General features: G+C 62.6%; 22 protein-coding genes and 1 pseudogene. 9 read left to right on the top strand and 14 right to left on the bottom strand.

Features of this window, described 5'->3' with window-relative positions; translation table 11 throughout:
• Positions 1-144: 144 nt before the first annotated feature.
• Complete coding sequence (locus HU773_RS04385) at positions 145-648, top strand: hypothetical protein (protein WP_186625318.1); 504 nt, start codon at positions 145-147, stop codon at positions 646-648.
• Here HU773_RS04385 and HU773_RS04380 read toward each other — a convergent pair.
• The 3 genes from HU773_RS04380 to HU773_RS04370 form a co-directional block, all read right to left on the bottom strand.
• Positions 645-1,847: a benzoate/H(+) symporter BenE family transporter gene (locus tag HU773_RS04380; RefSeq protein ID WP_057960606.1), complete on the bottom strand. Its 1,203-nt coding sequence runs from the start codon at positions 1,845-1,847 to the stop codon at positions 645-647. The genes HU773_RS04385 and HU773_RS04380 overlap by 4 nt on opposite strands.
• 53 nt (positions 1,848-1,900) lie before the next feature.
• The gene (gene pdxR / locus HU773_RS04375; protein WP_057960607.1) at positions 1,901-3,403 is read right to left on the bottom strand and encodes a MocR-like pyridoxine biosynthesis transcription factor PdxR; all 1,503 of its coding nucleotides are present in this window, start codon (positions 3,401-3,403) and stop codon (positions 1,901-1,903) included.
• Between the two features lie 90 nt (positions 3,404-3,493).
• Entirely contained in the window at positions 3,494-3,952 is a 459-nt protein-coding gene (locus tag HU773_RS04370) for a GNAT family N-acetyltransferase (RefSeq protein WP_128593725.1), read from the bottom strand.
• Between the two features lie 193 nt (positions 3,953-4,145).
• On the opposite strand from HU773_RS04370, the gene HU773_RS04365 reads away from it, so the two are divergent.
• The gene (locus HU773_RS04365; RefSeq protein ID WP_186625317.1) at positions 4,146-5,561 is read left to right on the top strand and encodes an ArnT family glycosyltransferase; all 1,416 of its coding nucleotides are present in this window, start codon (positions 4,146-4,148) and stop codon (positions 5,559-5,561) included.
• A 3-nt stretch (positions 5,562-5,564) separates the two neighbouring features.
• Here the strand turns inward: HU773_RS04365 and HU773_RS04360 are convergent, their stop codons facing one another.
• Positions 5,565-6,788 carry an OprD family porin gene (locus HU773_RS04360; RefSeq protein ID WP_186625315.1) on the bottom strand — a complete coding sequence of 408 codons (1,224 nt, stop codon included), beginning with the start codon at positions 6,786-6,788 and terminating at the stop codon, positions 5,565-5,567.
• 172 nt (positions 6,789-6,960) lie between these two features.
• Between HU773_RS04360 and HU773_RS04355 the strand changes: the two genes are divergently transcribed.
• The 5 genes and pseudogenes from HU773_RS04355 (at position 6,961) to HU773_RS27720 (ending at position 13,585) form a co-directional block, all read left to right on the top strand.
• Positions 6,961-7,863 carry a LysR family transcriptional regulator gene (locus tag HU773_RS04355; RefSeq protein WP_057960609.1) on the top strand — a complete coding sequence of 301 codons (903 nt, stop codon included), beginning with the start codon at positions 6,961-6,963 and terminating at the stop codon, positions 7,861-7,863.
• Positions 7,864-8,060: 197 nt separating this feature from the next.
• The gene (locus tag HU773_RS04350) at positions 8,061-9,500 is read left to right on the top strand and encodes a YfcC family protein (protein ID WP_057440207.1); all 1,440 of its coding nucleotides are present in this window, start codon (positions 8,061-8,063) and stop codon (positions 9,498-9,500) included.
• 19 nt (positions 9,501-9,519) lie between these two features.
• Complete coding sequence (locus tag HU773_RS04345) at positions 9,520-11,340, top strand: CocE/NonD family hydrolase (RefSeq protein ID WP_169989898.1); 1,821 nt, start codon at positions 9,520-9,522, stop codon at positions 11,338-11,340.
• 325 nt (positions 11,341-11,665) lie between these two features.
• A pseudogene (locus HU773_RS27725) lies at positions 11,666-12,682 on the top strand (methyl-accepting chemotaxis protein); the annotation flags it as partial.
• A 39-nt stretch (positions 12,683-12,721) separates the two neighbouring features.
• Positions 12,722-13,585 carry a methyl-accepting chemotaxis protein gene (locus HU773_RS27720; RefSeq protein WP_370694600.1) on the top strand — a complete coding sequence of 288 codons (864 nt, stop codon included), beginning with the start codon at positions 12,722-12,724 and terminating at the stop codon, positions 13,583-13,585.
• A 156-nt stretch (positions 13,586-13,741) separates the two neighbouring features.
• On the opposite strand, the gene HU773_RS04335 is transcribed toward HU773_RS27720, so the two are convergent.
• The 5 genes from HU773_RS04335 to HU773_RS04315 all read right to left on the bottom strand — a co-directional run bounded on the left by HU773_RS04335 (position 13,742) and on the right by HU773_RS04315 (position 18,559).
• Positions 13,742-14,110 carry a glyoxalase superfamily protein gene (locus HU773_RS04335; protein ID WP_186625314.1) on the bottom strand — a complete coding sequence of 123 codons (369 nt, stop codon included), beginning with the start codon at positions 14,108-14,110 and terminating at the stop codon, positions 13,742-13,744.
• 205 nt (positions 14,111-14,315) lie between these two features.
• Positions 14,316-14,696, bottom strand: coding sequence for a dermonecrotic toxin domain-containing protein (locus tag HU773_RS04330; protein ID WP_186625313.1), 381 nt, complete (start codon positions 14,694-14,696; stop codon positions 14,316-14,318).
• Positions 14,697-14,803: 107 nt separating this feature from the next.
• Positions 14,804-16,267, bottom strand: a complete 1,464-nt coding sequence (locus HU773_RS04325; protein ID WP_186625312.1) for an N-acyl-D-amino-acid deacylase family protein — start codon at positions 16,265-16,267, stop codon at positions 14,804-14,806.
• 1 nt (position 16,268) lies between these two features.
• Complete coding sequence (locus HU773_RS04320; RefSeq protein ID WP_057960615.1) at positions 16,269-17,129, bottom strand: MurR/RpiR family transcriptional regulator; 861 nt, start codon at positions 17,127-17,129, stop codon at positions 16,269-16,271.
• 26 nt (positions 17,130-17,155) lie between these two features.
• Positions 17,156-18,559, bottom strand: coding sequence for a GntT/GntP/DsdX family permease (locus HU773_RS04315; RefSeq protein ID WP_057440211.1), 1,404 nt, complete (start codon positions 18,557-18,559; stop codon positions 17,156-17,158).
• A gap of 195 nt (positions 18,560-18,754) precedes the next feature.
• Here HU773_RS04315 and HU773_RS04310 point away from each other — a divergent pair, with 195 nt between their 5' ends.
• The gene (locus HU773_RS04310) at positions 18,755-19,138 is read left to right on the top strand and encodes a lysozyme inhibitor LprI family protein (protein WP_057960616.1); all 384 of its coding nucleotides are present in this window, start codon (positions 18,755-18,757) and stop codon (positions 19,136-19,138) included.
• A gap of 23 nt (positions 19,139-19,161) precedes the next feature.
• On the opposite strand, the gene HU773_RS04305 is transcribed toward HU773_RS04310, so the two are convergent.
• The 4 genes from HU773_RS04305 to HU773_RS04290 all read right to left on the bottom strand — a co-directional run bounded on the left by HU773_RS04305 (position 19,162) and on the right by HU773_RS04290 (position 23,100).
• A complete protein-coding gene (locus HU773_RS04305; protein ID WP_057960617.1) occupies positions 19,162-20,607 on the bottom strand; it encodes a SulP family inorganic anion transporter in 1,446 nt (481 codons plus the stop codon).
• Between the two features lie 76 nt (positions 20,608-20,683).
• Positions 20,684-21,580: a LysR family transcriptional regulator gene (locus HU773_RS04300; RefSeq protein ID WP_057960618.1), complete on the bottom strand. Its 897-nt coding sequence runs from the start codon at positions 21,578-21,580 to the stop codon at positions 20,684-20,686.
• Positions 21,581-21,621: 41 nt separating this feature from the next.
• Positions 21,622-22,212: an NADPH:quinone oxidoreductase MdaB gene (gene mdaB, locus HU773_RS04295; RefSeq protein WP_115127335.1), complete on the bottom strand. Its 591-nt coding sequence runs from the start codon at positions 22,210-22,212 to the stop codon at positions 21,622-21,624.
• 123 nt (positions 22,213-22,335) lie between these two features.
• Positions 22,336-23,100: a sulfite exporter TauE/SafE family protein gene (locus HU773_RS04290; RefSeq protein ID WP_128593731.1), complete on the bottom strand. Its 765-nt coding sequence runs from the start codon at positions 23,098-23,100 to the stop codon at positions 22,336-22,338.
• A 191-nt stretch (positions 23,101-23,291) separates the two neighbouring features.
• On the opposite strand from HU773_RS04290, the gene HU773_RS04285 reads away from it, so the two are divergent.
• A complete protein-coding gene (locus HU773_RS04285) occupies positions 23,292-24,188 on the top strand; it encodes a LysR substrate-binding domain-containing protein (protein ID WP_057960621.1) in 897 nt (298 codons plus the stop codon).
• On the opposite strand, the gene HU773_RS04280 is transcribed toward HU773_RS04285, so the two are convergent.
• Complete coding sequence (locus HU773_RS04280) at positions 24,134-25,540, bottom strand: amino acid permease (RefSeq protein WP_057439312.1); 1,407 nt, start codon at positions 25,538-25,540, stop codon at positions 24,134-24,136. The two genes, HU773_RS04285 and HU773_RS04280, sit on opposite strands and share 55 nt — an antisense overlap.
• Positions 25,541-25,659 lie beyond the last annotated feature (119 nt).

The raw sequence follows: 25,659 nt of genomic DNA, 5'->3' as shown, positions 1-25,659 counted from the left end.
CGCGCGCCATCGAGGTGATTTCAGGCTGACAGCTAACGGCAAGCGTCCATGCCAAGCCCCTTATTAGAGGCCCGGCGATGCTTATACTCCTGCGCTGTACCTGTCACGCTTACGCCCTTTTGTTATGCATGGAAGCCATTTGAATTGAGAAGACCGCTGACCTCTACACGCCTGCTCGTCGGTCTGGGCGTACTACTTTTCGTGGCAACAATCGGGTTATGGGTGTTCTGGCTCGACCGCATCGTGTACTTCAATACGTTGAGCGTGATGATCTGCCTGGTGACATCGCCCCTTTTGGCTGCGGTGGCATTTGTGCTGGGGGTGCGGCGCTGGAATCCGCGCCTCAAATTTACAATAATGGACTCGCTGGAAGAGGCGATCTCGGCGCTCGCCGTTATCGCCGTGGCAGAATTTTTCGTGTTGTCATTGCTTGTGTTTTTTTCCAGCACAAGACCGGGTGACTACATCGCCCGCTACGAATACACCTCCGGCGGCAAGGGGTGCAGCGGGTTACAGGTCTACGATCGAGAACTCGAAAAACATATAAAAATCTGCCACCCGGATGCGCTTGGGGCGGGTGGCAAGGTCAGGGTCGAAAAGCTCAGTGGCCCGTTGGGTATCACGGTGAAGCGCGCCGAACTCCTTTAGCCCGCCGCACGCGTCTCAACCCGGCGCCCACCGTGAATCACCCCATGCACCAGCAACCCCGCCACCAGCCCCCAGAACGCGCCGCCAATGCCCAGCAACGTGACATTGGCCGCCGTTGCCAAAAAGGTGATCAACGCGGTTTCCCGGGTGCGTGTATCGGCCATCGCATTGGCCAGGCTTGAACCGATGGCGCCGAGCAGCGCCAGGCCCGCCAAGGTGGTGATAAACGCGCGGGGCAGGACCATAAACAAGGTTGCCAACGTCACGCCAAACACCCCGACCAGGATGTACAGCGCCCCACACACCAACCCGGCGATGTAGCGTTTGGACGGGTCCTGATGGGTATCGCGCCCGGTGCAGATCGCCGCCGTAATCGCTGCGACATTGAACGCGTGGGCGCCGAACGGTGCCATCAACAAAGACCCCAGGCCGGTGACGGTGATGATCGGGTTGGCGCTGGTCTTGAACCCGTCGTTGCGCAGCACCAGCATGCCGGGGATGTATTGCCCGGTCAGGGTAATCACGAACAGCGGCAAGGCCACGCCAAAAAACGCCGCGATGGAAAAGTGCGGCATTTCAAACACCGGGGCGGCCAGTTGCAGCTCCAGGCTGTGCAGGTCAAGGCGCTGCTGGGCGAGCAGCAGCCCCAGGCCAATCAACAGAATCCCGACCATCGCATACCGTGAAGTGAAGCGGCGCAGCACCGCGTAGGACACCACCAGAACAATCACCAGCAGCGGGTCCGCACTGGCGCCACCAAAGGCCGCCACACCAAACTGCAGGAGAATCCCCGCCAGCAAACCCGCCGCAATGCCACCGGGGATCAGCCGCACCAAGCGCTCAAACGCACCACTCAGGCCCAGCACGATAAAACCGAGGGCACACATCACATAGGCACCGATCACTTCGGCATACGGTGTAAACGGCATGACCGTCGCCAGAAAGGCCACCCCCGGCGTCGACCACGCCGTGATGATCGGCTCGCGGTAGCGGTAGCTCAACCACGCGCCGGTCACGCCCACGCCGATACTCACCGACCAGACCCAGGAAGCGGTTTGCGCCGCGCTCAACTGCGCCAGGTGGGCAGCCTGGAACACCAGGACAAAGGTGCCCGCGTAATTGACGATGACCGAAATCAGCGCGCTGATGCTGGGGGACAGGTAGTCGGCGAGGCGTAGGCGTGGGGCGGGTCGGTTCATGGCGCGTTCCTTGTGTTGAGGCCGCACAGGCTAACAAGCACCGGCCCGCCCTTTCAGTCCACTTCGCCGCCTTGCGCCAGACCACTCTTGAGCACCTTGGCCAACTGCCGGCAGGCACTCTCGATTTCACTGGGCGTCAGCGCCGAGAACCCCAGCAGCCAGCCGCCCCGTGCCGGTGGCCGGGCATAAAGCCGCGTCAGGCCCGGCAACTGGATACCCACCCGCGCCGCCTGGCGAATCGTCTCCAGCTCCGACCATCCCTCATGCAGCACACAAGGCAACTGTAAGCCCCCGGGCGGCAAGCTGGCGGTGACCACATGGCTCAAGTGGCGCTCCACCGCCTCGGCCATGGCATCACGTCGCTCGCCGTAGATTTTGCGCATTGCGCGGATATGGCTGCCGAAATGCCCGTCGTTCATAAACCGCGCCAGGGTCAGTTGGGCGATTTGCGGGGTATGGCCGTCAAGGATGCTGCGGGCGTAGGTCATGGGTTTGACCAACTCCCGGGGCAGCACCATAAAGCCCATGCGCAAGCCGGGGTACAGGGATTTGCTGAAGGTGCCGAGGTAGATCGTGCGCTGGGAGCTGTCCAGGCCCTGCACACAGGCGGTCGGCAAACCTTCATAGTGAAACTGGCTGTCGTAGTCGTCCTCGATAATCCAGCCTTGGCGCTGTTCGGCCCAGGCGATCAGGTCCAGGCGCCGCTCCAGCGCCAGGGTGGCGCCTGTGGGGTATTGATGGGACGGCGTGACATACACGGCGTTGGCGCCGCTGCGGTCGGCGCGCAGGGCGTCGATACACAGGCCTTTGGCGTCCACCGCAACCGGTACCACCTTGAGCTGGGACATTTCAAACGCCTTGCGGGCGCCGAAGTAACCGGGGTCTTCCATCAGGATCGGCTGGCCTTCATCCACCAGCACCTGCGCGCACAAATACAGGGCCTGACGCGTGCTCGACAGCACCAGCACCTGATCCGGCGTGACCCGCGCCCCGCGTTCCAGGTTCAGGTAGTCGGCGATGGCCTGGCGCAGGGGTTCGGCGCCTTGCGGGTCGCCATGCAACAGCAGGTTCGGGCGGTAATCCTTCAATGCCTGGCGGTGCAGGCGCTCCCAGATGCCCACGGGGAAGGTGCGCGTTTCCGGCAGCCCTGTGGCAAACGCCTTGACCACCTGCTGGTCGGTCACCCCGCCGCTGGCAAGGATCTGCGCGCCCCTGGCACTCAGCGCCGCAACCTGGTTCGCCACCACTGGCTGGCGCTTGCGTGCGCCCAGCAAGCTCGGCCCGATCTTCTCGGAAACGTAGCTACCCGAACCTTCACGCCGGCACAGGTAACCGTCCAGTTGCAGTTGGACGTAGGCCATTTCTACGGTATCCCGGGAAATGCCCAGTGACTTGCCCAACGTACGCGTGGCGGGCAACCGACTGCCGGGCGCAAGAATGCCCTCCAGGATCAGCTGACGCAGCACGCGCTGCACCCGCACACGCAAATCCAGGGAGGCCAGCTTGGGGTCCGTCAGGCGGATCTTCAGCGTGTCCAGTTCAAGGTTGTGGGTCATTGACTTGGCCAAGGGGTAAAAAAGCATGCATCTTTGTGCGATGCCGCCGATATGTCCACGAGCAATATCGGCGAGCTTTGCCGTCGGGTGTTACAGAGCCATCCGATACTCAATGCAGCCCGAGTCCTCGGCGATCCAGTTGTAGAGTTTCTGCGCACGCTTGTTGGTCTGCTGGGTATGCCAGTACAACCGGGCGCAGCCGTGGTGTTGCGCATAGCGCTGGACCCATTCGATCAACAGTTTGCCGGTACCGCCGCCGCGTACCGTGGGGGCCACGTACAGGTCTTCGAGGTAGCAGAAGTCGGCGACCGCCCAGGTCGAACGATGCAACAGCGCATGCACCAGCCCCACCAACTCATCGCCATGCACCGCCACGGCACAGGCCATGGCTTCATTGGTATCGAGCAAGCGGCTGAAGGCAGTGCGGGTGGTGGCCTCATCCAGGCTGACTTGATAAAAGTCCTGGTAGGCCAGCCACAGTTGCAGCCATTGCTCATAGTCTTCAGGTTGCACTGCCCTGACCACGATTGCCTGTGGATCGTTACTCATCGCGTTCTCCTATCGGGAAGCCCGTTCCGGGATGGATCGGGACCCGGCAATGGTAGGTTTCCAAGGCGGCGGCGAACCGACCACTTCCAGACCACCTGGCAGGCCAATCCGCAACGGGCACTCCGTTCACAATTCGTTAAGGATTGCCTTCGTATACTCCAACGCTGCCCCCTAGCATCCGGTAACTCACCCCATGACACGCCCTGCCCCGCTGTTGCTGCTGCTTGCCGGTCTGCTGTTCTTCGTGGCCCTGGGCAATCACGAGTTGCAAGGCTCCACCGAAGCCCGAGTGGCCGGGATTGCCATGGCCATGCACCTGGACAATGACTGGGTGGTGCCGCGCCTGTTCGGTGAACCCTTCCTGGAAAAACCACCCCTGAGCCTATGGCTGGATGCCGGGGCGATCCGCCTGTTTGGCGCCAGCACCGGCGCGGTACGACTGGCCTCGGCGTTTGCCGGGTTGTTCAGTGTGATGCTGCTGTACGGCATGCTGCGCCGCTTCGGCCGGCCTACGTCCCTGGCGTTTGGCGCCGCGCTAGTGCTGGCGACCATGGCCAGTTACTGGAGCAACGTGCGCGGCGTGGGTGAGGATGCGTTGCTCAGCCTCGGCGTGACCCTGGCGCTGCTCGCCTTCTACCAGGCCACCCGCCCGGAGTCCCAGCCCGGCGCCAATATCGGCACATGGCTGCTGTTTACCTTGGGGATGGCCATCGCCACCTTGAGCAAAGGCGTGCTGGGCCTGGCGATGCCGGGCATTGTGATTTTTGCCTACCTGGCCTGCACCAGCCTGTTGGACAAGCGCGTGCGGCCCGGCCAATGGCTGCGCCCGGGCATGTTCACTCTACTGGCGCTGGTGCCGCTGTTTATCTGGCTGGGGTTTCTGTATCAACGGGGTGGGATGCAGGCGGTCGGTGAGGTGTTGTGGACCAACAGCGTCGGACGTTTCAGCGGCTCCTTCGTCGAAGCCGGGCATTACGAGCCGATCTACTACTACCTGGCCAAACTGCCCGAGGCCTTTTTGCCGTGGAATATCCTGGTGTACCTGGGCCTGTGGCACTTTCGCAAAAGCCTGGCGAGCAATCGGTACCTGCTGTTTTTCAGCCTGTGGCTGGTCGCGCAATTTACCCTGCTGACCTTCGCCTCGAGCAAACGCATCGTGTATCTGATGGCCCTGACCCCGGCGGCGGCGGTCCTCGCGGCCGAATATGGCGCGGTTCTGCTCAGCCGCGTGCCCGCCTATCGCCGTGGCTTGATCAGCGGCGTGTTTGCCGTGCTGATTGCCTGCTACCTGGGCGCTGCTCTCTGGTATGCGCCCAAGGCCGACCGGCGTGAGTCCTTTGTACCGCTGACCCGCCAAATCCAGGCATTTCAGGCCCAAGGCCACACGGTGGTGCTGTACCAGCCCAACGAGCGTGTGGCCGGCGCCACCGTGTTTTACACCCAGAACAACTTGCCGATCCTGCAGACCGAGGCACAACTGCGTGCCTATCTCGATGCCAGGCCGGGCAACCTGGCGTTGCTGGACCGTATCGAGCAACTGACCACCCCGGTCACCGCTCTCAAGCAGATCACCGTGGGCAGCCGGCCCTACTCCTTTGTCGAGCAGTAAGGCCTACCAAAGCGCCAAATCGTACGTCAGGTAGACCCGGTAGTTATCGCGGTCACTGGCATAGGTGGAACGGTAGGTGGCCTTGCGCAACTCCACGCCCAGGCCTTTGAGGGTGCTGTCCTGGATCAAGTAGCGCAGGTGGGTGTCGGACTCCCACTCGCGGGCTTCGCGGCCCTTGAAGTCGCCGTTCTGGCCCTTGTAGTAACGGGTCATAAAGCTCAGGCCCGGCAGCACGGCGGCAAAGTCGTAGTCATAGCGCAGCATCCAGGTTTGCTCACCAGCCTGGATGAACTTGCCGACCCCGGCGTTGCTGAACGAGTACACCGTGGACACGCTGGCATAGGGCAGCGCGGTGTCGCCACTGACCTTTTGGTAGCCCACACCCAACGCCTGCGGCCCCAGCCGATAGGTGAACAGACCACTGAACATGTCGCTGTCGACCTTGCCGTTACGCGCCTCGCCGGCCTCATTGCTGATGAAGTAGCGCAAGTCACTGGTCAGGCTCCCCGCGCCCAACGGCTGCTTATGCACCAGGCCGAGGAATTGCTGGCGATAGAACTCGCGCATTTCCCCGTAGTACCAGGTGCCACTGAGCGTAGGCGTGAAGGCATAAGTGGCGCCGGCGAAATCGAAGTCGCTGCCCTTTTTGCCGCTGTAGCCCTGTGGATAAATATCCACGCTGTCGCTGGAGTTACGCAGTTTGAATTGATCCAGGTGCCCGCTGTGCAGGTACAGGTTGCGGATGCCCGTGTATTCGACCTGGGTGCCGCGAAATGTCTGGGGTAGCAGGCGCCCGTCGTTATGCACCAGTACCGGGATCTTGGGCAGCAAGGTGCCGGTTTTCACCACGGCCGCGCCGATGCGCATTTTTGCGGTCACGCCGAGGCTGGAGAATTCATTGGCGGCGCGCCCATCATCGTGGACCGGCAACAAACCGGTGCCGGCGTGGGTGCGGCTGGAGTCGAGCTTGATCCCCGACAGCCCCTGGGCATCCAGGCCAAAGCCGACGGTGCCCTCGGTGTAGCCCGACTGCAGGTTGAGCAAAAAGCCTTGCGCCCATTCCTTGCGGTCCTCGCCACCGTCGCGATAGCCGTCGTTGAAATAGTAATTGCGCAGGGTCAGCTTGCCATGGGAATCCTCCCAGAACCCCTGGGCCATCAGCGACGGCGACAGACTCGCCAGCACCCCGACGGTGACCACGCCACCCCTGGTGAAAAGCTCACGCATAACTGTTTCCTCAATGCCGTATTGTCGATTTTTATGGGCAGTTGCTCCGTGTGCCAGGCTGGACGCCAGGTCACATTGGGGCGGACACTAACGGCTTGCCGAACGCCCCACAACGTTATGCGAGAAGCGCATGACGCTATGCGCAAAGCCGCCCTTCGACAGGAAATCCACGGTGAATCTCAAACAACTCGAAGCCTTCAAGGCGATCATGTCCACCGGCTCGACCATCGGCGCAGCCACCCGTATGGGCTTGTCGCAGTCTGCGGTCAGCCGCCTGTTGAGCCAGTTGGAAGACGCCCTGGGGTTTGCCCTGTTCCTGCGCAAAAAGGGCCGGTTGATGGCCACGCCAGAGGCCGAGGAACTGCTCACCGAAGTTGCCGGCCTGGTGGACGGCATGCAGCGGATCCAGCGTCTGGCGGACGAAATGCGCGTCGGCCGCTCGCGCAAAAGCCTGCTTAAAGTCGGCGTGCCCACCAGCATGACCCAGGAATTGTTGCCGCGTATTGTTGCGGACTTTCTCAAGGACCATGACGACACTGTGGTCGAGCTGCTGACCGGTTCCTACGACATGATCGAGCGCGCCGTGCTGGACCGCTCCGCCGACCTGGGTTTTGTACGCCTGCCCACCGAGATCCCCGACTTTGATATCGAGCCGGTACTGCACACCGAAGGCGTGTGCGTGATGCCGGCCGACCATCCACTGAGCCGCCACCCGTTCATCGAGGTGCAGCATCTGCGCAATGTGCCGTTGGTGATGCTGGGCCGGCAACGGGCGGTGCGTACCGAGTTGAACCAGATGTTCCGCGCCGCCAACCTGACACCCCAGGTACGGGTCGAAGTGCACTCGGTGGGCGCCGCCTGCAGCTTTGTCGCCGAAGGCCTGGGGGTGTCGATCGTCAATGGTTTGCTGGCCAGCCACTTCATGCACCTGCCGATTGTCAGCCGACCGTTTCGCCCGGCATTGCCCTATGAATTTGGCCTGGCATTTCGTGCCGACGAGCCGCGCCCGCAGTTGGTAACGGCATTTGCCGAGCACCTCAAGCAGCGCCTGAATTCCATTGCGAAAATCCCGTAACCCTCTGCGCGGTCGGAGACCAGAATCCCCTCTCGGTATCCCGAGCGCTGCGTAAAACGCATACCCCAACCCGCCCCACGCATAACGTTGTGGGCCTGCGCGCGATGCCCTAGTGTCCGCCCAACCAAGCGTCACTACCCACAACAATAACAGCGCACGCACCCCGCTCAGACGGGGGCCGCGCCGGGGCCGCCAGCATGACCGAACCGCAGATCCTCCGTACCCCGTCGCCCACCGAGGCGGCCGCAGACAAACCCGTGCAACGCAAGCAAATCAACCCGGCGATCATTCTGCTGAGTATCGTCCTGCTCGCCGTCGCCTTCACCTACGCGGTGAATGCCGGCAAGTTCCAGCGTCAGAATGGCCTGGTGGTGCCGGGCTCGTATCAGGTGCTGGAAAAGCAGGATTCCTTCAGCCAACTGTTCTCCCTGGAACCCCGCAAGGCCGGCGACACAACGGCCCGCCCGGTATCGTTGGTGGAAGGTTTCATGGCCATTCCCCAAGGCATCGAAAAGCGTGCGGCGCTGATTTTCATGGTGCTGTTCATCGGCGGCATGTTCGGCGTGCTGAACAAGGCCGGGGTGATCGACGCCGGGCTGGAGCGCCTGCTAGGTATGACACGAGGCAATATCTACGTGCTGGTGCCGAGCCTGATGCTGGTGTTTTCCGCTGGCAGTACCTTTATGGGGTTGGCCAAGGAATTCATCCTGATCGTGCCGTTGATGGTGGCCATGGCCAACCGCCTGGGGCTGTCGAACCTGATTGGCCTGGCCATCGTCACCATCTCGGTGAAGATCGGCTACCTGGCATCCATCTCCAACCCGGTGGCCTTGTCCGTGGCCCAGCCGATGGTCGGCCTGCCGATCTTCAGCGGCTTGAGCATGCGCGTCGCGGCCTATTGCACCTTCCTGCTGGTGGGTATCGCGTTTGTGCTGTGGAGCATTCGCAAGCACGGCTTTGATGCCAGCGCGCAGATCACCTTCGAAAGCAAACCCCTGCCGATTCGCCACCTGCTGAACCTGCTGGTGCTGGGTGGCGGTATCGGCTTCCTGGTGTATGCCTCGAACCGCTGGGGCTGGAAATACCATGAGCTGTCGGCGTTCTACCTGCTGCTGACCGTGGCCTTCGCTGTGATCGCCGGCCTGGCCGCGAGCACTGCTGCCAGCGCGTTTGTCGATGGGATGAAGAAGGTGCTGATCGCCGGCGTCCTGATCGGCCTGGCGACCGCCGTGGAAATCATCCTCAGCACCGGCCAGGTGCTGGACACCATCGTCAACAGCCTGGCCAACCTGGTGGGCGACCACGGGCCGGTGGTCTCGGCCTACGGCATGTTCTTCGCACAACTGGGGCTGGACGTGCTGATCCCCTCCACCTCCGGCCAGGCCGCGGTGACCATGCCGATCTTCGGGCCACTGGGCCAGTTGTCCGGGGTCAGCCCGCAAACCACGGTGTTTGCCTTTTTGATGGGCAACGGCCTGACCAACATGATCACCCCGACCTCCAGTGGCCTGCTGGTGCTGCTGGCCACCGCCAACGTCGGCTGGGGCCAATGGGCGCGCTACATCCTGCCGCTGTTCCTGATCTATGCGGTACTGGCGATGGTGCTGCTGGCCATTGCCGTGCAAACCGGATACTGAGTCGATGAGTGTTTTACCTATGCAAACCCTGCACAACCAGATGATCGCCATGCGCGACGGCATCCACCTGGCCACCGATATCTACCTGCCGGCGGGCGGCGAAGGGCCGTATCCGGTGGTGATCGAACGTACGCCCTATGACAAGTGCAAACCGTCGCGCTCGGAAAAACAGCTCGACGGCCAGCACATCTCCCGCGAGCAAATGGCGGCGCGTTTTACCGCCCAGGGGTTTGTCGCGATCTTCCAGGATTGTCGCGGGCGCTACGCCTCCGAAGGGGTGTTCACCAAGTACACCGCCGAGGGCGAAGACGGTTTCGACACCCTGGCCTGGATCGTTCGCCAGCCATGGTGCAACGGCAAGATCGGCAGCATGGGCCTGTCTTACGCGGCCCACACCCAACTGGCGATGGCCTGCCTGCACCCGCCGGGCCTGAGCAGCATGGTGCTCGACAGCGGCGGCTTCGCCAACGCCTACCAATGCGGGATTCGCCAGGGCGGTGCGTTTGAACTCAAGCAGGCCACCTGGGCGTTTCGCCAGGCCAAAGAAAGCCCGCTCGCCCTGGCCGACCCGCAGGTGCGCCAGGCGCTGGAAGACGAAGACATCCATGAATGGTTCCGCCGCATGCCCTGGCAGGCGGGCCAATCGCCGTTGCGTCATGTGCCCGAGTACGAAGCCTATCTGCTGGAGCAGTGGGCCCAGGGCACCTTCGGCCCCTACTGGCAGAAATCGGGAATTTATGCCGAAGGTCACTACGGGCGCTTGCCGGATATTCCGGTGCTGTTCATGTCCAGTTGGTACGACGCTTATGTCAGCTCGACCCTGGCCAACTACACCGCCTTCAACCGCGCCAGCAGCGCGCCGCAACGGTTGATCATGGGGCCGTGGTTGCACGGTGACCGCAATATCAGCCATAGCGGCGATGTGGAGTTCGGTGCCCAGGCCGCGTTTGACGGCCAGGTGGCGCAGGATTGGTTGAGTTGTCGCCTGCAATGGTTCGAGCAATCCCTCAAGCCCGGGACGCAGCCACCGCCGGCCCAGGTGCAGGTGTTCTTGATGGGCGGTGGCAGCGGTTTGCCGGATGAGCAGGGCCGCCTGCAACATGGCGGTCGCTGGCTGCAGGGCGAGCAATGGCCACTGCCTGGCACCCAGTCGCTGACCTTGTACCTGGATGCGCAACGGCAACTGACCGAGGTTGCGCCCAGCGCTGACGAAGCTGTGTTGGGTTACTACGCCGACCCGGCCAACCCGGTGCCGACCGTGGGCGGTGCGTTGACATCCGGCGCGCCGATTTTTGTCGGCGGCGCCTTCGACCAGCGTGAACGCCCGGACTTTTTTGGCACCCGGGGTGACAATCGCCCCCTGTGCGAGCGCGACGATGTGCTGAGCTTTCAGACCGCGCCCCTGAGCGAAGACCTGATCGTCGCCGGGACGGTGCAGATCGAGCTGTGGATCGACAGCGACGCGCCGGACACCGACTTCACCGCCAAGCTGGTGGATGTCTACCCGCCGAGCGCCGCTTACCCGGAAGGCTTTGCGATGAACATCACCGACGGCATCCGCCGCTGCCGCTATCGTGACGATTGGGAGCAGCCCAGACCGCTGACACCCGGTGAGCGGGTGAAGGTGAACATCGAGCCATTTGCCACCTGCAATCTGTTCAAACAGGGCCATCGCCTGCGCTTGGACATTTCCAGTAGCAATTTCCCGCGCTTCGACGTCAACCCCAACAGCGGCGAGAACGAGGGCCAGGCCAGCCATCCGCGCATCGCGCACAATCGCCTGCACCTGAGCCGGGATGCAGCGTCGTGCCTGGTCCTGAGCATCCTGCCCAAAAGCTGATCCCCCTATCCCCCTGACCAGCGGCCGTGTTGTGCCGAGCGGGCTTGTTGTGCCGAGCGGGCTTGTTGTGGCGAGCGGGCTTGCCCGCGTTGGACTGCGCAGCAGTCCCCTCTCCTGGGTAGGGCGCTACGCCCCCCAACGCGGGCAAGCCCGCTCGCCACAAAGGGAAGTCCGCTTTTTAAAAGTGACCACTCATCCACGAATCCCACATTGATTAAAAAACCGTTTCAGCTCTCGCCCTGCCTGCCGATATCCCCAGACTATCCATCGGCTGGGCGACCTTCCAGCAACTGATGTACACGCAATCTGTTCCTGGAGGAATTCGATGAATACATGGTTTGGCAACATCAGCGTCAACTTGAAACTGGGCCTGGGCTTTGGCCTGGTGCTCGTGCTCACCTCGATCCTCGCACTCACCGGCTGGACCAGCCTGGGCAGCCTGATCGACCGCAGCAACTGGATGAGCGACATCACCCAGCTCAATGCATCGCTGACCAAACTGCGCATCGTGCGCCTGCAGTACATGCTCGCCAACGGCGACGAAGCCGTGGCGCAGAATGTGCAGACCACCCTCGACAGTTTTGCCGCGCAGCAGCAACAGTTGGTCAACAGCTTCAAGAGCCCGGAAAACCTCAAGCTGCTCAACGAGCAGAAAGACACCATCACCGCCTACCGGCAGTCGCTGAACAAAATGCGCGAGGCCTACCGCAACGGTAACGCCGCACGCCAGACCATGGGCGAGCGCGCCGACGCCGCCGGCCTGGTGATTGCAGCCCTGGACCGCAGCGTGCGGCAGATGCCAGAAAGCAGTGAGCGCTTCGCCCAGTACGAAGCCGTCAACCACGCCAAGCAAGAGTTCCAGGTGGCGCGCTATGAAGTGCGCGGCTACACCGGCAACGTCAACCCAGACACCGAAGCCCGTGCAGAAGCGCAAATCGAATCGGCGATCAATGGCCTCAAAGGCTTGAAGAACGTGTTCGGTGAAGCCCAGCAAACCGAGCTGACCGCCCTGGAAAATGCCCTGGGCGCCTACCGCACTGCGCTGCAGGCGTATAAAGCCGCCAACGCCAATATCGTTCTCGCCCGCCAGGAAATGACTGTGCAGGGCGCCGATATCGTGTCGCACAGCGAAGCGCTGTATAACATCCAACTGCAACGCCGCGACGCCGAAAGCGTCCAGGCTCGCAGCCTGCAACTGATCAGCACCGTGCTCGCCCTGTTGGTGGGGATTATCGCCGCGCTGGTCATCACCCGGCAGATCACCCGCCCGCTGCAGGAAACCCTGGCAGTGGTCGAGCGCATCGCTTCCGGCGACCTGAGCCACAACATCCAGGTGACCCGTCGCGATGAGCTGGGCGTGCTGCAACAAGGCATCCAGCGCATGGGCAGCACCTTGCGCGAGCTGATTTCCGGTATCCGCGACGGCGTCACGCAGATCGCCAGCGCTGCCGAAGAGCTGTCGGCCGTGACCGAGCAGACCAGCGCCGGGGTCAACAGCCAGAAGATCGAGACCGATCAAGTGGCCACCGCGATGCATGAGATGACCGCCACCGTGCAGGAAGTGGCGCGCAACGCCGAACAGGCTTCCCAGGCCGCATCCACCGCCGATGGCCAGGCCCGCGAAGGCGACAAGGTGGTGGCCGAAGCCATCGCCCAGATCGAACGCCTGGCCGACGAAGTGGCGCGTTCCACCGACGCCATGGCGCACCTGCAACAAGAGAGCAACAAGATCGGCAGTGTGATGGACGTGATCAAGGCCGTGGCCGAACAGACCAACCTGCTGGCGCTCAACGCCGCCATCGAAGCCGCACGTGCCGGTGAAGCCGGCCGTGGGTTTGCCGTGGTCGCCGACGAGGTCCGCGGCCTGGCCCAGCGCACGCAGAAGTCCACCGAAGAAATCGAAGGCCTGGTCGCCGGTTTGCAGAACGGCACCCAGCAAGTGGCCACGGTGATGAACAACAGCCGCAGCCTGACCGACAGCAGCGTCGAACTGACCCGCAAGGCCGGCGTCTCCCTGGAGAACATCACCCGCACGGTGTCGAACATCCAGTCGATGAACCAACAGATCGCCGCCGCCGCCGAACAGCAAAGCGCCGTGGCCGAAGAAATCAGCCGCAGCATCGTCAATGTGCGTGATGTGTCGGAGCAGACCGCAACGGCCAGCGACGAGACCGCCAAGTCCAGCGTCGAACTGGCACGACTGGGCAGCCAGTTGCAGCAGATGGTCAGCCATTTCCGGGTGTAAACAAAAAGCCGCCCCGGCCGAAACCGGGGCGGCTCCACTTCTCAGGCCTTGACGGTCATTGAAGCTGTCTCGCAGGAATCGCCAGACGTGCTAAACACGCAGGCCATTCACCACGAGGTGTGACAAACAGCGGCTGATGCCCCTGCCATTTGTCGATCAGGCCTGGCCTTCCTCGACAAACACCAGCCGATTACCAAACGGGTCCTTGATGCTCATCTCCCGCGAGTCCCAGGGTGTTTCCTCGACGCCCGGCTTGGCAAAGCGATAATTCTTGGCCTGCAATTGCTGCTGGAACCCATCCACCCCTGGTGCCTGGATCCGCACCGCCGCGCCCGGCGAGGCGTCGCCATGGTGCTCGGATAGATGCAGCACGCACTCGCCCAGCGACACTTGCAGGTACAACGGAAAATTCGCTTCGAACCGATGCTGCCAATCCACCTTGAACCCCAGGAAGTCGACGTAGAACTCCAGCGCCTTGGCCTCGTCGAAAATCCGCAGGATGGGGGTGACTTTTCCTAACTGCATAAGGCTCTCCAAATCCACAAAACGTCCTGTTGTCAGGCCACCACCCTACCCCAAGGCGAGCGTGCTGTGAACGCCAGTCGAGGCAGGATTCAACCGTGGGCAATCCGGGTGATCCGCGCACTCGACAGATCGTCGTTGGCCACATGCACCTCATCGAACTTATAGGCACTCTGCGCAAACTCATCCAGGCGATTCTCCTTGCGCATCAGCTCAAGGGTGCCTGGGCCTTGCCGGCAGTGCCATAGCGCTGTGCCGAAAAGAAATCGCTGGCGACCGCCTCGGTGAGGGTCATGGAGGACTCGGGCGTGCCGCTATGCGCCCAGCCGGTCACCGCGCCACTGCTGTGCGTGCTGTTGGCGGACGAGAATTTATGCAGGTAGACCTTGTCAGGGTCGATCCATTGATGGGTCAGGCTCCAGACTTTTTCCTGGATCCAGCCTTTGATCGTATCCCGGGGAAAAGGAAAGGTGGCCAGCGTGTTGGCGGCTGGCACATTAGCTTCGCCCGTATGGTCACCGACGCGCACCGAGGCAGTGAAGATAGATGGGTTACCGAAATGACTGACGCTATCATATTGATTGTGCATACAGGCTCTCCGTAAGAAGTCCCGTCCATCTTAGATAGCGCTCCCACAGCCACAACCTGCGTTTTGTAAGCCCTCATTGAGCACAATCTGACAGACCTCATGGCCTGTCACACCAGGGCAAAACCCCGCCGCAAATCACCACTGCGCGCCAGGAAGCGCCCCGCCCGCTGGCCGTTCGCCTGCCCGTAGCAGTAGCTCAACACACCATTGACCCACACCCCATCAATGCCCTCGGCGGCACGTTGCGGGTCCTTGAAGTCCGCCACATCCCTTACCCGCAACGGGTCGAACAGCACCAGGTCGGCCCAATGCCCCTCGCGGATTTCCCCGCGCCCGGCCAGGCCAAAGCGCGCGGCCGACAAGCCGGTCATTTTGTGTACAGCTGTGTGCAGCGGGAAAAGTCCCAGGTCACGGCTGAAATGTCCAAGTACCCGCGGGAATGCGCCCCACAAGCGCGGATGGGGGAACGGGTCTTCCGGCAAGCCATCGGAACCCACCATCGACAGCGGATGGGCGAGGATGCGTTGCACGTCGGCCTCATCCATTCCGTAGTACACCGCCCCCGCCGGTTGCAGGCGACGGGCAGCGTCCAGCAGGGATACACCCCACTCGGCGGCGATGTCCTGCAAGTCACGCCCGCCCACTTCCGGGTGCGGCGTGGACCAGGTGATGGTGATGCGGAAGGCATCGGTGACTTGCTTGAGGTCCAGGGTCGAGGAGCTGGCGGCATAGGGATAACAATCGCAGCCCACCGGATGGGACTTCGCCGCCTGCTCCAGGGATGCCAGCAATTGCGGGCTGCGCCCCCAGTTGCCGGCGCCGGCACATTTGAGGTGGGAAATAATCACCGGTGCCTGGGCATGGCGGCCGATCAGAAACGCCTCGTCCATGGCCTCCAGCACCGGCTCGAATTCACTGCGCAGATGGGTGGTGTACACCGCGCCAAACGCCGTCAGTTCTTCACTCAATTGCAGCACTTCGTCGGTGTCGGCGTTGAACGCGCTGGCGTAGGCCAGGCCGGTGGACAAGCCGAGGGCGCCCGCTTCGAGGCTTTCCTGCAGTTGCTCGCGCATCGCCGCGATTTCGGTGGCGGTGGCGGTGCGGTGCAGGTCGTCCATATGGTTGCTGCGCAAAGCGGTATGGCCAATCAATGCCGCGACGTTGAGGGCCGGGTGAGCGTTTTCCACCGCCGCGCGGTAATCGAGGAAACGCGGATAGGCAAACGCCTCGGCATTGCCCAGCAGGTTCATCGGGTCTGGCGGATCGCCACGCAAGCTGACCGGCGAGGCGCTGATGCCGCAGTTGCCGACGATCACCGTGGTCACGCCCTGGCTGAGCTTGGGCAGCATCTGCGGCTGGCGGATCACCACCGTGTCATCGTGGGTGTGGACGTCGATAAAACCCGGTGCCAGTACACGGCCATCGGCTTGGATTTCATGCTCGCCCTGGGCCGCCGACAAGTCGCCGATCTTCTCGATACGCCCCGCGCGCAGCCCCACGTCAGCGAGATACCCCGGCGTGTTGCTGCCATCAATGATCAGCGCCTGGCGAATCAGCGTGTGGTACTTCATCTCAATCTCCAAGCGGCAGGCTGTCAGGGCCGCCGCGATAGTCGTCCAGGGCCAGCTTGATCCGGCGCAGGCGCTCCTGGTTGTCGTCCGGCATGGCCAGGGCCAGTTCAGTGGCGAGCAAATCAATGGCCAGCAGCATGCCGTAGCGCGCCGCCGTGGGTTTGTAGATAAAACTGGTTTCGGCCGGTTGCAGCGGCAGCAGCACGTCGGCCAACTGTGCCAGCGGCGAGTCGGCCAGGGTGATGGCGACAATCCGTGCGCCATAGTTGCGGGCCAGTTCCACCACGCCCAGCAGCTCGGGTGTGAGGCCGGTCAGGGAGCAGACAATCAGGGCGTGCTCGGCACTCAATGTGGCGGCCGTGACCCGCATCATCACCGGATCGCGGCAGGCAGCAATCGAATAGCCCAGGCGCACCAGACGCACTTGCAACTCTTCACTGCACAGGCTCGAGGGGCCGCCCATGCCAAAGGCGTGGATCATCCGCGCCTTGCCCAGCAGGTTCACCGCATCGACAAAACCAGCCTGATTGAAGCCGGACAGGTGCTGGCGCAGCGTCCCTTCGATATCGCCGAGGATCTGCCGATGAAACGCCGACTGCTCGGGCAACCCCGCCGGGTCGAGGAAGCGACTGCCCACACCGCTGGCCTGGGCCAGTTGCAGGCGCAGGTCGCGCAAATCACGGCAGCCGACGCTGCGGGCAAATCGCGACAAGGTCGCGGTGCTGACCTCGGCCCGCTGGGACAACTCTTCCAGGCTGGCGGATGCGGCAAAACCCACATCATCGAGCATCAGCCGGGCGATACGCCCTTCGCCAGCGCTGAAGGAATCCTGGCGGGCGCGGATCTGGTAGAGGATGTCCATGGGGTCTCCGGGTTACAGGATGAGGCTCATAAAACAAGAGACAGGCCGTAGGTCAGACCGAAGGCAACCAGCGAAATCAAAGTCTCCAGCACGGTCCAGGTCTTGAAGGTCTGGATCACCGTCATATTGAAGTATTCCTTGATCAGCCAGAAGCCGCCGTCGTTGACGTGGGAAAAGATCACCGAACCGGCACCGGTCGCCAGCACCAGCAATTCCGGGTGTGGATAACCCAGGCCCAGGGCCACCGGGGCGACAACGCCCGACGCGGTGGTCATGGCCACGGTGGCCGAGCCGGTGGCGATGCGCATCAGCGCGGCAAACAACCAGCCCATCACCAGTGGCGACAGGTTGAAGGCGTTGGCCATGCCGAGGATTTCATGGGTCACGCCGGCGTCCACCAGGATCCGGTTCAAGCCGCCGCCCGCGCCCACCAGCAGGGTGATGCTGGCGGTGGGCGCCAGGCACTCGTTGGTGAACTTGAGGATCGACTCGCGGTTGAAGCCCTGGGCCAGGCCCAGGGTCCAGAAACTGACCAGGGTCGCCAACAGCAAGGCGATCACCGAGTTCCCGATAAACAACAGGAACTGGTTGAAGCCGCTGCCGGGCGTGGAGATCAGGTTGGCCCAACCGCCGATCATCATCAGCACCACTGGCAACAGGATGGTGCCCATGGTCAGGCCGAAGCTCGGCAGGCGGGTGCGCGGTTCGCGCTCGATAAACTGGCGTTCCAGCGGGTTTTCGGCGGGCAGGTGGATGCGCGGCACGATGAACTTGGCGTACACCGGGCCGGCGATGATCGCGGTGGGGATGCCGATCAAAATCGCATACAACACGGTCTGCCCGACCGAGGCGTTATACGCCAGCACCGCCATCATTGCCGCCGGGTGTGGCGGCACCAGGGCATGCACCACCGACAGGCCGGCGACCATCGGCAAACCGACCATCAGGATCGACACGCCCACGCGCCGGGCCACGGTAAAGGCAATCGGCACCAGCAATACAAAACCGACCTCGAAAAACAGCGGCAGCCCCACCAGGAAGGCAATGCACACCATGGCCCAATGGGCATTGCGCTCGCCGAAACGGTTGATCAGGGTACGCGCCACCTGCTCGGCGCCGCCGGACTCGGCCATCATCTTGCCGAGCATGGTGCCCAGGGCCACCACCAGCGCGATATGCCCCAGGGTCTTGCCGACCCCCGCCTCGTAGGAACCCATGATCGTATCCGCCGGCATCCCGGCCAGCAGCGCCAGGCCGATGGACACCAGGGTGATGACGATAAACGGGTTGAGCCGGTAACGTGCAATCAGCACGATCAATGCAATGATGGCGATGGCAGCGTATGCCAACAGCCAGACGCCCGGTGATGCGGCCATGCGGTACTCCTCGGAAAGGGTCACGTCGAATTGGTTGTGAAACTCATAAATCATTACCGAGGAGCATTTTCAAATTTTATGAAAGTAATTTTCGCCCACAGATAAGCGCTGTCGCTTTGGGATATGCCCGCAGACTCAGGATGAAAATCAGGGGATCGTTCTTACATGCAGGCCGGGCCCAATGCGGGAAACTCAACGGCCACTGTCCGGTCTCAGATTGCACACCGAATCATCTTCAGGAAGCCCGTCATGAACCGTAGAACCCTTACCCTCAGCGCGTTACTGCTGGCCTTGTCCGGCACCGCAACGGCCGCCGACAGCAGCCCGGCCCTGCAAAAGTGCCTGGACGCCGCCAACACCACGGCCGCGATGGTCGGCTGCAACGCCCAGGAAACCAAGGTGCAGGACAAGCGCCTGAACAGCGCCTACCAAACCGCACTGCAGGCCCAGCAAGGCCCGCGCAAGCAGCAACTGCAAGATGTACAGCGCCTGTGGATCAAATACCGGGATGCCAATTGCGCCTTCGCCGGCTCCGCGACCGGCGGCAGTATTGACCAGGTCAACGGCTCGGGTTGTGTGCTGGACATGACCCAGACCCGCGCCGATGAACTGGAAAACCTCGTCGGCCCATAACTCCCTCGCCTACACCAGCAGGATCAGTCGTGCTGCACTCGCGCGCGCTTGAGCAGCTTCTTGCAGCGCTCCGACAAATGCAGCACCCGCAGGTGCTTGCCGGCCTTGCTGTAGCGTTCGCGCAGGGTCATCAGCGCGGCAATCGCTGAATAGTCGACAAAACTCAGGTGACGGCAATCCAGCGTTACCTGGGCCGGATCGTTGGCCGGGTCGAACTGGTTCAGAAAGGGTGTGGTCGAGGCAAAGAACAGGGTGCCGTGCAGCCGGTAGAGCTTGCTGCCATCGGCCTCCAGATGTTCATCGGCGTACAACTCCCGCGCCTGCTGCCAGGCAAAGTTGAGCGCGGCAATCACAATCCCGCACAGCACCGCCGTGGCCAGGTCGGTGAACACCGTGATCACCGTCACCGCGATGATCACCAGCACATCATTGAGCGGCACTTTGTTGATCACCCGCAGCGACGCCCAGGCAAAGGTCTGCTGGGACACCACAAACATCACCCCCACCAGCGCCGCCAGGGGAATGCGCTCGATCAGCGGCGATAGGAACAAAATAAACAGCAGGATCATCACCCCGGCAAACACCCCGGAGAAACGCCCGCGCCCGCCCGAGCTGAGGTTGATCACCGTCTGCCCGATCATCGCGCAGCCGCCCATGCCGCCAAACACCCCGCTGACCATATTCGCCGCGCCCAGGGCCACGCTTTCGCGGTCGGGGTAACCACGGGTCTCGGTGATTTCGTCGGTGAGGTTGAGGGTCAACAGGGTTTCCAGCAGCCCGACCATGGCCATCAGGAAAGCGTAAGGCGCGATGATGCCCAGGGTTTCCAGGGTCCAGGGGATCTGCGGCAGGGCAAAAGTCGGCAGGCCGCCGGCGATATGGGCCATATCGCCCAGCGTGCGGGTGGGCAAGCCCAGCAGGTACACCGCCAGCCCCACACCGAGAATCGCCACCAGCGCCGGCGGCACCGCGCGGGTCAGGCGGGGCAGCAGGTAGACGATGGCCATGGTCGCCACCACCAACCCCGTCATCACATACAACGGCGTGCCGCTGAGCCAGGTCTCACCGCTCTTGAAATGCTCCAGTTGCGCCAGGGCGATGATGATCGCCAGGCCGTTGACGAAACCGAGCATCACCGGGTGCGGCACCATGCGCACCAGCTTGCCCAGGCGCAGCAGGCCGAAGGCAATCATGATCAGACCGCCGAGCAACACCGTCGCCAGCAGGTACTCCACGCCGTGTTGCACCACCAGCGCGACGATCACCACCGCCATCGACCCCGCCGCCCCCGAGACCATCCCCGGCCGGCCGCCGAACAACGCGGTCAGGGTGCAGATGATAAAAGCGCCATACAGGCCCATCAGCGGGTTGAGGTGGGCCACCAGGGCAAAGGCGATGCATTCGGGCAACAAGGCAAAAGACGTGGTGAGTCCGGCCAGGGCGTCGGCGCGCAGACGAGAGAGTTTCATAGGTTTACCGGGGGCGTTGCAGGAAATGAGGGGGCGATGGTACGGAAAACCACCACCCGGGACCAGTAGGAGCCGGTCAACAGGCGTAGCGCGCGAGCTTTGCCTGGATAAAGTCCAAAAAGCACTGGATACGCAGGGCCAACTGCGAGTTGCGGTAATACACCGCGTTGATCGGTTGGCGATAGCCACTGTTGAACGGCGCCAGGATCGACTGCAGGCGGCCGGCGTTGATGTCTTCGATGGTCATGAAGTGCGACAGGCAGGCAATCCCCTGCCCCTCCAACGCCAGTTGGCGCAGGGTTTCCCCGCTGGACGCGGCAATGCCCGGCTCGATCTGCCAGCGGTCGCCCTGCACATGGCGCAACGGCCAGTGGTTGAGGGTTTCGGTCTGGGTAAAGCCGAGCAAGGTGTGATTGGCCAGGTCCGCCACTGTGGTTGGCGTGCCGTGCTGCTCAAGGTACGCCGGGCTGGCGAGGATATGCAGCGGGCTGCAGCCCAGGGAGCGAGCATGCAGGGTCGAGTCCGCCAGGGCACCGATGCGGATAGCAATGTCGGTGCTCTGTTCCAGCAAGTCGATGATCAGGTCGTTGCTGTTGAGCTCCAGCTGGATATCCGGGTACAGACGGCGGAACTCGGCGACGTACGGCACGATGGCATGCAGCATGAACGGCGAGGCGGCGTTGATCCGCAAGCGCCCGGACGGGGTTTTCTGCCGTGACGACAGGCGCTCTTCCAGCTCGTCCATCTGCTCCAGGATCAGCTTGGCCTGCTCGAAGAAGTACTTGCCCTCTTCGGTCAGGTCCATGCGCCGCGTGGTGCGGTTGATCAGGGTGGTGTCGAGCTTGGCTTCGAGCCGCGACAAAGTGCGGCTGACCGCCGAAGGCGTCTGCCCGACTTGTTCGGCGGCAGCGGAAATCGAACCGCATTCAATCACGCAGACGAAGATCTGGAGCTCATCGGATCGGGCTTTCAACGTGAATCCTCGTGAATACGGCTGCGTGGATACTAGCCGTATTACAGCGTCAGGTTAAACACCTGGGCCAGATGCTGCTCATAGCGCAGCACATCAGCCTCGATGGAGGGGCGCTTCATCACGTCCACACACAGGAACGTCGGCAGGCCACTCATACCGAGGAACTGGTTGGCCTTGTGGAACGGGAAGTACACCGCATCCACGCCCTTGGCTTCGAAGAAGTCGCTCGGGTCATCGAATGCTGCCTGTGGTGCATTCCAGGTCAGCGACAACATGTACTGCTTGCCCTGGATCAGGCCGCCGCTGCCGTACTTCTGCGACGCGTCGGAACGGGTGCGGCCATCGCTGGCGTACAGGCTGCCGTGGCCTTCGGTGAAGACTTCGTCGATGTACTTCTTGACGATCCATGGGGCGCCCATCCACCAGCCGGGCATCTGGTAGATGATCACGTCGGCCCAGAGGAACTTGGCGACTTCTTCGGCCACGTCGTAGCCGGCGTCGATATGGGTGACTTTCACGTCAAGCCCACCCCGGTCCAGCACGGCCAGCGCCGCATCATGCAGGGTGTTGTTATAGCGGCCATCGGAGTGGGCGAATTTCTTGCCGCCGTTGAGCAACAGAACTTTTTTCATGGGGTTGTACCTGAAGGTTGAAAATGGATGAGCGCAGGCTACGGGCAACACCTCGGGTGAGTAAGCCACGGACCGGCAAAACACTTTTGACCTTCAGGCACGAGTAACCATCTGATTATTGCGTCAAGCACCCATCAGCAGGTGCCCGCCCAGGGCCGCCATGCCCATAAAAAACACGCGTTTGAACAGCACAGCACTGATGCACTGGCGCAGCTTTTGCCCCAGCCACATGCCCAGCAGCGCCGGCACCAACGCCAGCAGCGAGGCATTCAGTTCGCCGGCCCCGAGGTTGCCGCGCCAGAACAGCCCGGCGGCCAGGGCCAGGGTGGACACGCTGAAGGACAGGCCCAGCGCCTGCACCAGTTGGTCCCGATGCAAGCCCAGTGCCTGCAAGTAGGGCACGGCCGGGATCACGAAGACGCCGGTGGCCGAAGTGACGATCCCCGTCAGCAGACCACACAGCGGGCCCAGCCAACGCTCGCTGCCGGCGGGCACCCGCAACGTCGGCAGCAACAGCCCGCACAGCGCATACACCAGCAACGCCCCGCCCAAGGCCCGCACCACCCAGGGACCGCCGTCCATGCCCAGCCACAGCGAACCGAGCCCGGTCCCCAGAAAAATCAGCAGCAGCATGGGCCACAGGCGTTTGCTCAGTGCGCCCAAGTGCCCACCGAAGCTCAGTTGCCAGAGGTTGGTGATGGTCGAAGGAATGATCAGCAGGGCCGCAGCCTGCGCCGGCAACATAGCCAGACCGAGCAGGCCCATGGCGACGGTGGGCAGGCCCAGGCCAATCACGCCCTTGACGGTGCCGGCCAGCAGGAAGGTGCCGATCACCAGTAGGGTCAGGGCTGGGCCGAGGTGTTGGTAGAACGCGAGGAAGGTTGTCATGGGGGGGAGTTTGCGGGTTTGGCGTGGGGTTGGAAATTCGCCATATACTGAGGCAGCCTCTTGTTTTGCGTGAGGCTGAGACCGCTATCGCAGGCAAGCCAGCTCCCACATTCTGAATGTGATCACCCCTCCAAATGTGGGAGCTGGCTTGCCTGCGATAAGGCCCGTCCAGGCACCCGAGAACCCCGGCCATGCACTTTGACCTGATCGACCTGCGCCTCTACCTGCACATCCTCGACACCGGCAACATCACCGCCGGCGCCGCCCGCAGCCACCTATCCCTGGCCGCCGCCAGTGCGCGCATTCGCGCAATGGAGGCTTCACTGGGCGTCGAGTTCCTGCAGCGCGGCCGCCGAGGCGTGACCCCGACGGCCGCCGGCAACGCCCTGGCCCGCCACGCACGCCTGCTGTTGCAACAGGCCGAACGTCTGCAACAGGAGCTGGCGGAGTACGCCAACGGCGTCAAAGGCCAGGTGCGCCTGCTGTGCAACACCACCGCCCTCAGCGAATACCTGCCGGAGTTGCTGGCGGATTTTCTCTGCACCCACCCCAACCTCGATATCGACCTGCAGGAACTGCCCAGCCTGCGCATCACCCATGCCTTGCGCCAGGGCGCGGCGGACCTGGGGATTATTTCCGATGCAGTGGACAGCCACGGCTTGCAGACCCGGCCGTTTCGCGACGACCCGTTGGTGCTGATCCTGCCGACAGGCCACCCACTGACGGCCGGCGCAGTGAGTTTTATCGACAGCCTGCCCTACGACTATGTAGGCCTGGCCGCCGACAGCGCGTTGGCGGTGTACCTGGAGGAACAGGCGCTGCACGCGGGTTTTCGCTTGCAGACCCGGGTGCGGGCCGATGGCTTTGATGGGGTGATGCGCATGGTCGCCCGTGGCGCGGGCCTGGGAATCGTGCCGCTGGCCGCGTTACAACGCTGGCCCCACGCGCAGCCATTCCAGGCCCAGCCGCTGACGGAAGACTGGGCCTGTCGCAGACTGCTGTTGTGCGCGCGTTCGTTCGAGCAATTGCCGGCTTACGCCAAGGCCTTGCTCGATGCCTTGTCCGTGCCTTTACGGAAAAACACGTAATACACCACCGAGAGAATCAGCAGGAACGGCACGCCAAACACCAGGGTCATCTTGAACGCCTCGGTGAAGTACGTGGTGATCATCACCGCGCCCATCAGCACCAGCCCCAGCAGCGTGCTGTAGGGAAACAGCCGCAGTTGGAAGGACAACTTCGGCCCGCCGTGGCGCTTGCGGTAGCGGCGGAAGAACAGGTGCGTGAGGAAGATCATGAACCAGGTGAAGATCGCGCCAAACATCGAGATGGCCATCATCAAGGTGAAGGAGCTTTCCGGGTACACCACGTTGAGCAGGGTCGCCAAGGCGATGCCCGAACTGGACAGCAACAGGGCATTGAGCGGGATCCCGCTCTTGCTCAGGGCGCCCATGGATTTTGGCGCAAAGCCGGCGCGGGACAGGCTGAACATCATGCGCGTGGTGATGTAGAGCTGGCTGTTCATGGCCGACAGCGCGGCAATCAGGATCACGAAGTTCATCACCCCGGTGGCGCCGGGAATGCCGATGGTCTGCATCACCGTGACAAACGGGCTCTGGCTCTGCCCGGATTGGTTCCACGGCACGATGGCCAGCATCAGCGCCAGGGTCAGCAGGTAGAACACCACCAGCCGCACAATCGTCGCGCGGAAGGCTTTTTTCACCGCCTGCTCCGGGTCGGCCGCTTCACCCGCCGCCACCGCGATCATCTCCACGCTCAGGTAGCTGAAGATCGACACAATCACCGCGATCCACATGCCACTCAGGCCATTGGGGAAAAACCCGCCGTGGGCCGTGTAGTTCTGCACCCCGTAATCCGGGTTGCCAGAGCCGAACACCACATACACCGCGAGGATGATAAAGCCGACAATCGCGCTGATCTTGATCGTCGAAAACCAGTATTCGAAGTTGCCGAAGGTCTTGACGCTGATGGCGTTAAGCACGATCAGCACGCTGGAGAACGAGACGATCCACACCCATTCCGGCACGTTGGCGAACCAGTACTTCATGTACATCGCCACCGCGGTGACCTCGGCGCCCACCGCCAGCACAATCGCCGCCCAGTAGGCATAGCGCACCAGAAACCCGGCCAGGGGGCTGATATAGAACTCGGCATAGGCGCCAAAAGAGCCGGAGGTGGAATGGGCCACCGTCATTTCCGCCAGGCAGCCCATCAACAGCAGGGTGATCAACGCGCCGATGGCGTAGCTGACCAGCACGCTGGGCCCGGCATAGCCGATGGCATAGGCGCTGCCCATAAACAGCCCGGTGCCGATGGCGCCACCGATGGCGATCATGCTCATCTGCCCGGAAGTGAGCTGGCGCCGCAGGCCCAGTTCGCGGTTGGTGATTGCTGCAAAGCCGTTGTCTGGCGTGGTCACGTGCGTGCCCCTTTTATTATTGTGATTGTTACTGCTGGCCAAGCACCTGTGGAAGCTGGCTTGCCTGCGATGCAGACACCTCGGTAGGTCAGTGCGACCGAGGCGATTTCATCGCAGGC

The organism is Pseudomonas shahriarae, from assembly GCF_014268455.2.
In the GTDB taxonomy this organism is placed as follows: Bacteria; Pseudomonadota; Gammaproteobacteria; order Pseudomonadales; family Pseudomonadaceae; genus Aquipseudomonas; species Aquipseudomonas shahriarae.
Note: the sequence above shows the minus strand (reverse complement) of the source record. Positions and strands in the feature narration are given on the sequence as shown.

Coding starts and splice junctions, on each gene's coding strand:
- HU773_RS04380 (WP_057960606.1), bottom strand. CDS start 1,847: ATGAACCGACCCGCCCCACGCCTACGCCTCGCCGACTACCTGTCCCCC.
- pdxR (WP_057960607.1), bottom strand. CDS start 3,403: ATGACCCACAACCTTGAACTGGACACGCTGAAGATCCGCCTGACGGAC.
- HU773_RS04370 (WP_128593725.1), bottom strand. CDS start 3,952: ATGAGTAACGATCCACAGGCAATCGTGGTCAGGGCAGTGCAACCTGAA.
- HU773_RS04365 (WP_186625317.1), top strand. CDS start 4,146: ATGACACGCCCTGCCCCGCTGTTGCTGCTGCTTGCCGGTCTGCTGTTC.
- HU773_RS04360 (WP_186625315.1), bottom strand. CDS start 6,788: ATGCGTGAGCTTTTCACCAGGGGTGGCGTGGTCACCGTCGGGGTGCTG.
- HU773_RS04350 (WP_057440207.1), top strand. CDS start 8,061: ATGACCGAACCGCAGATCCTCCGTACCCCGTCGCCCACCGAGGCGGCC.
- HU773_RS04345 (WP_169989898.1), top strand. CDS start 9,520: ATGCAAACCCTGCACAACCAGATGATCGCCATGCGCGACGGCATCCAC.
- HU773_RS27720 (WP_370694600.1), top strand. CDS start 12,722: ATGGGCAGCACCTTGCGCGAGCTGATTTCCGGTATCCGCGACGGCGTC.
- HU773_RS04335 (WP_186625314.1), bottom strand. CDS start 14,110: ATGCAGTTAGGAAAAGTCACCCCCATCCTGCGGATTTTCGACGAGGCC.
- HU773_RS04330 (WP_186625313.1), bottom strand. CDS start 14,696: ATGCACAATCAATATGATAGCGTCAGTCATTTCGGTAACCCATCTATC.
- HU773_RS04325 (WP_186625312.1), bottom strand. CDS start 16,267: ATGAAGTACCACACGCTGATTCGCCAGGCGCTGATCATTGATGGCAGC.
- HU773_RS04320 (WP_057960615.1), bottom strand. CDS start 17,129: ATGGACATCCTCTACCAGATCCGCGCCCGCCAGGATTCCTTCAGCGCT.
- HU773_RS04315 (WP_057440211.1), bottom strand. CDS start 18,559: ATGATTTATGAGTTTCACAACCAATTCGACGTGACCCTTTCCGAGGAG.
- HU773_RS04310 (WP_057960616.1), top strand. CDS start 18,755: ATGAACCGTAGAACCCTTACCCTCAGCGCGTTACTGCTGGCCTTGTCC.
- HU773_RS04305 (WP_057960617.1), bottom strand. CDS start 20,607: ATGAAACTCTCTCGTCTGCGCGCCGACGCCCTGGCCGGACTCACCACG.
- mdaB (WP_115127335.1), bottom strand. CDS start 22,212: ATGAAAAAAGTTCTGTTGCTCAACGGCGGCAAGAAATTCGCCCACTCC.
- HU773_RS04290 (WP_128593731.1), bottom strand. CDS start 23,100: ATGACAACCTTCCTCGCGTTCTACCAACACCTCGGCCCAGCCCTGACC.
- HU773_RS04285 (WP_057960621.1), top strand. CDS start 23,292: ATGCACTTTGACCTGATCGACCTGCGCCTCTACCTGCACATCCTCGAC.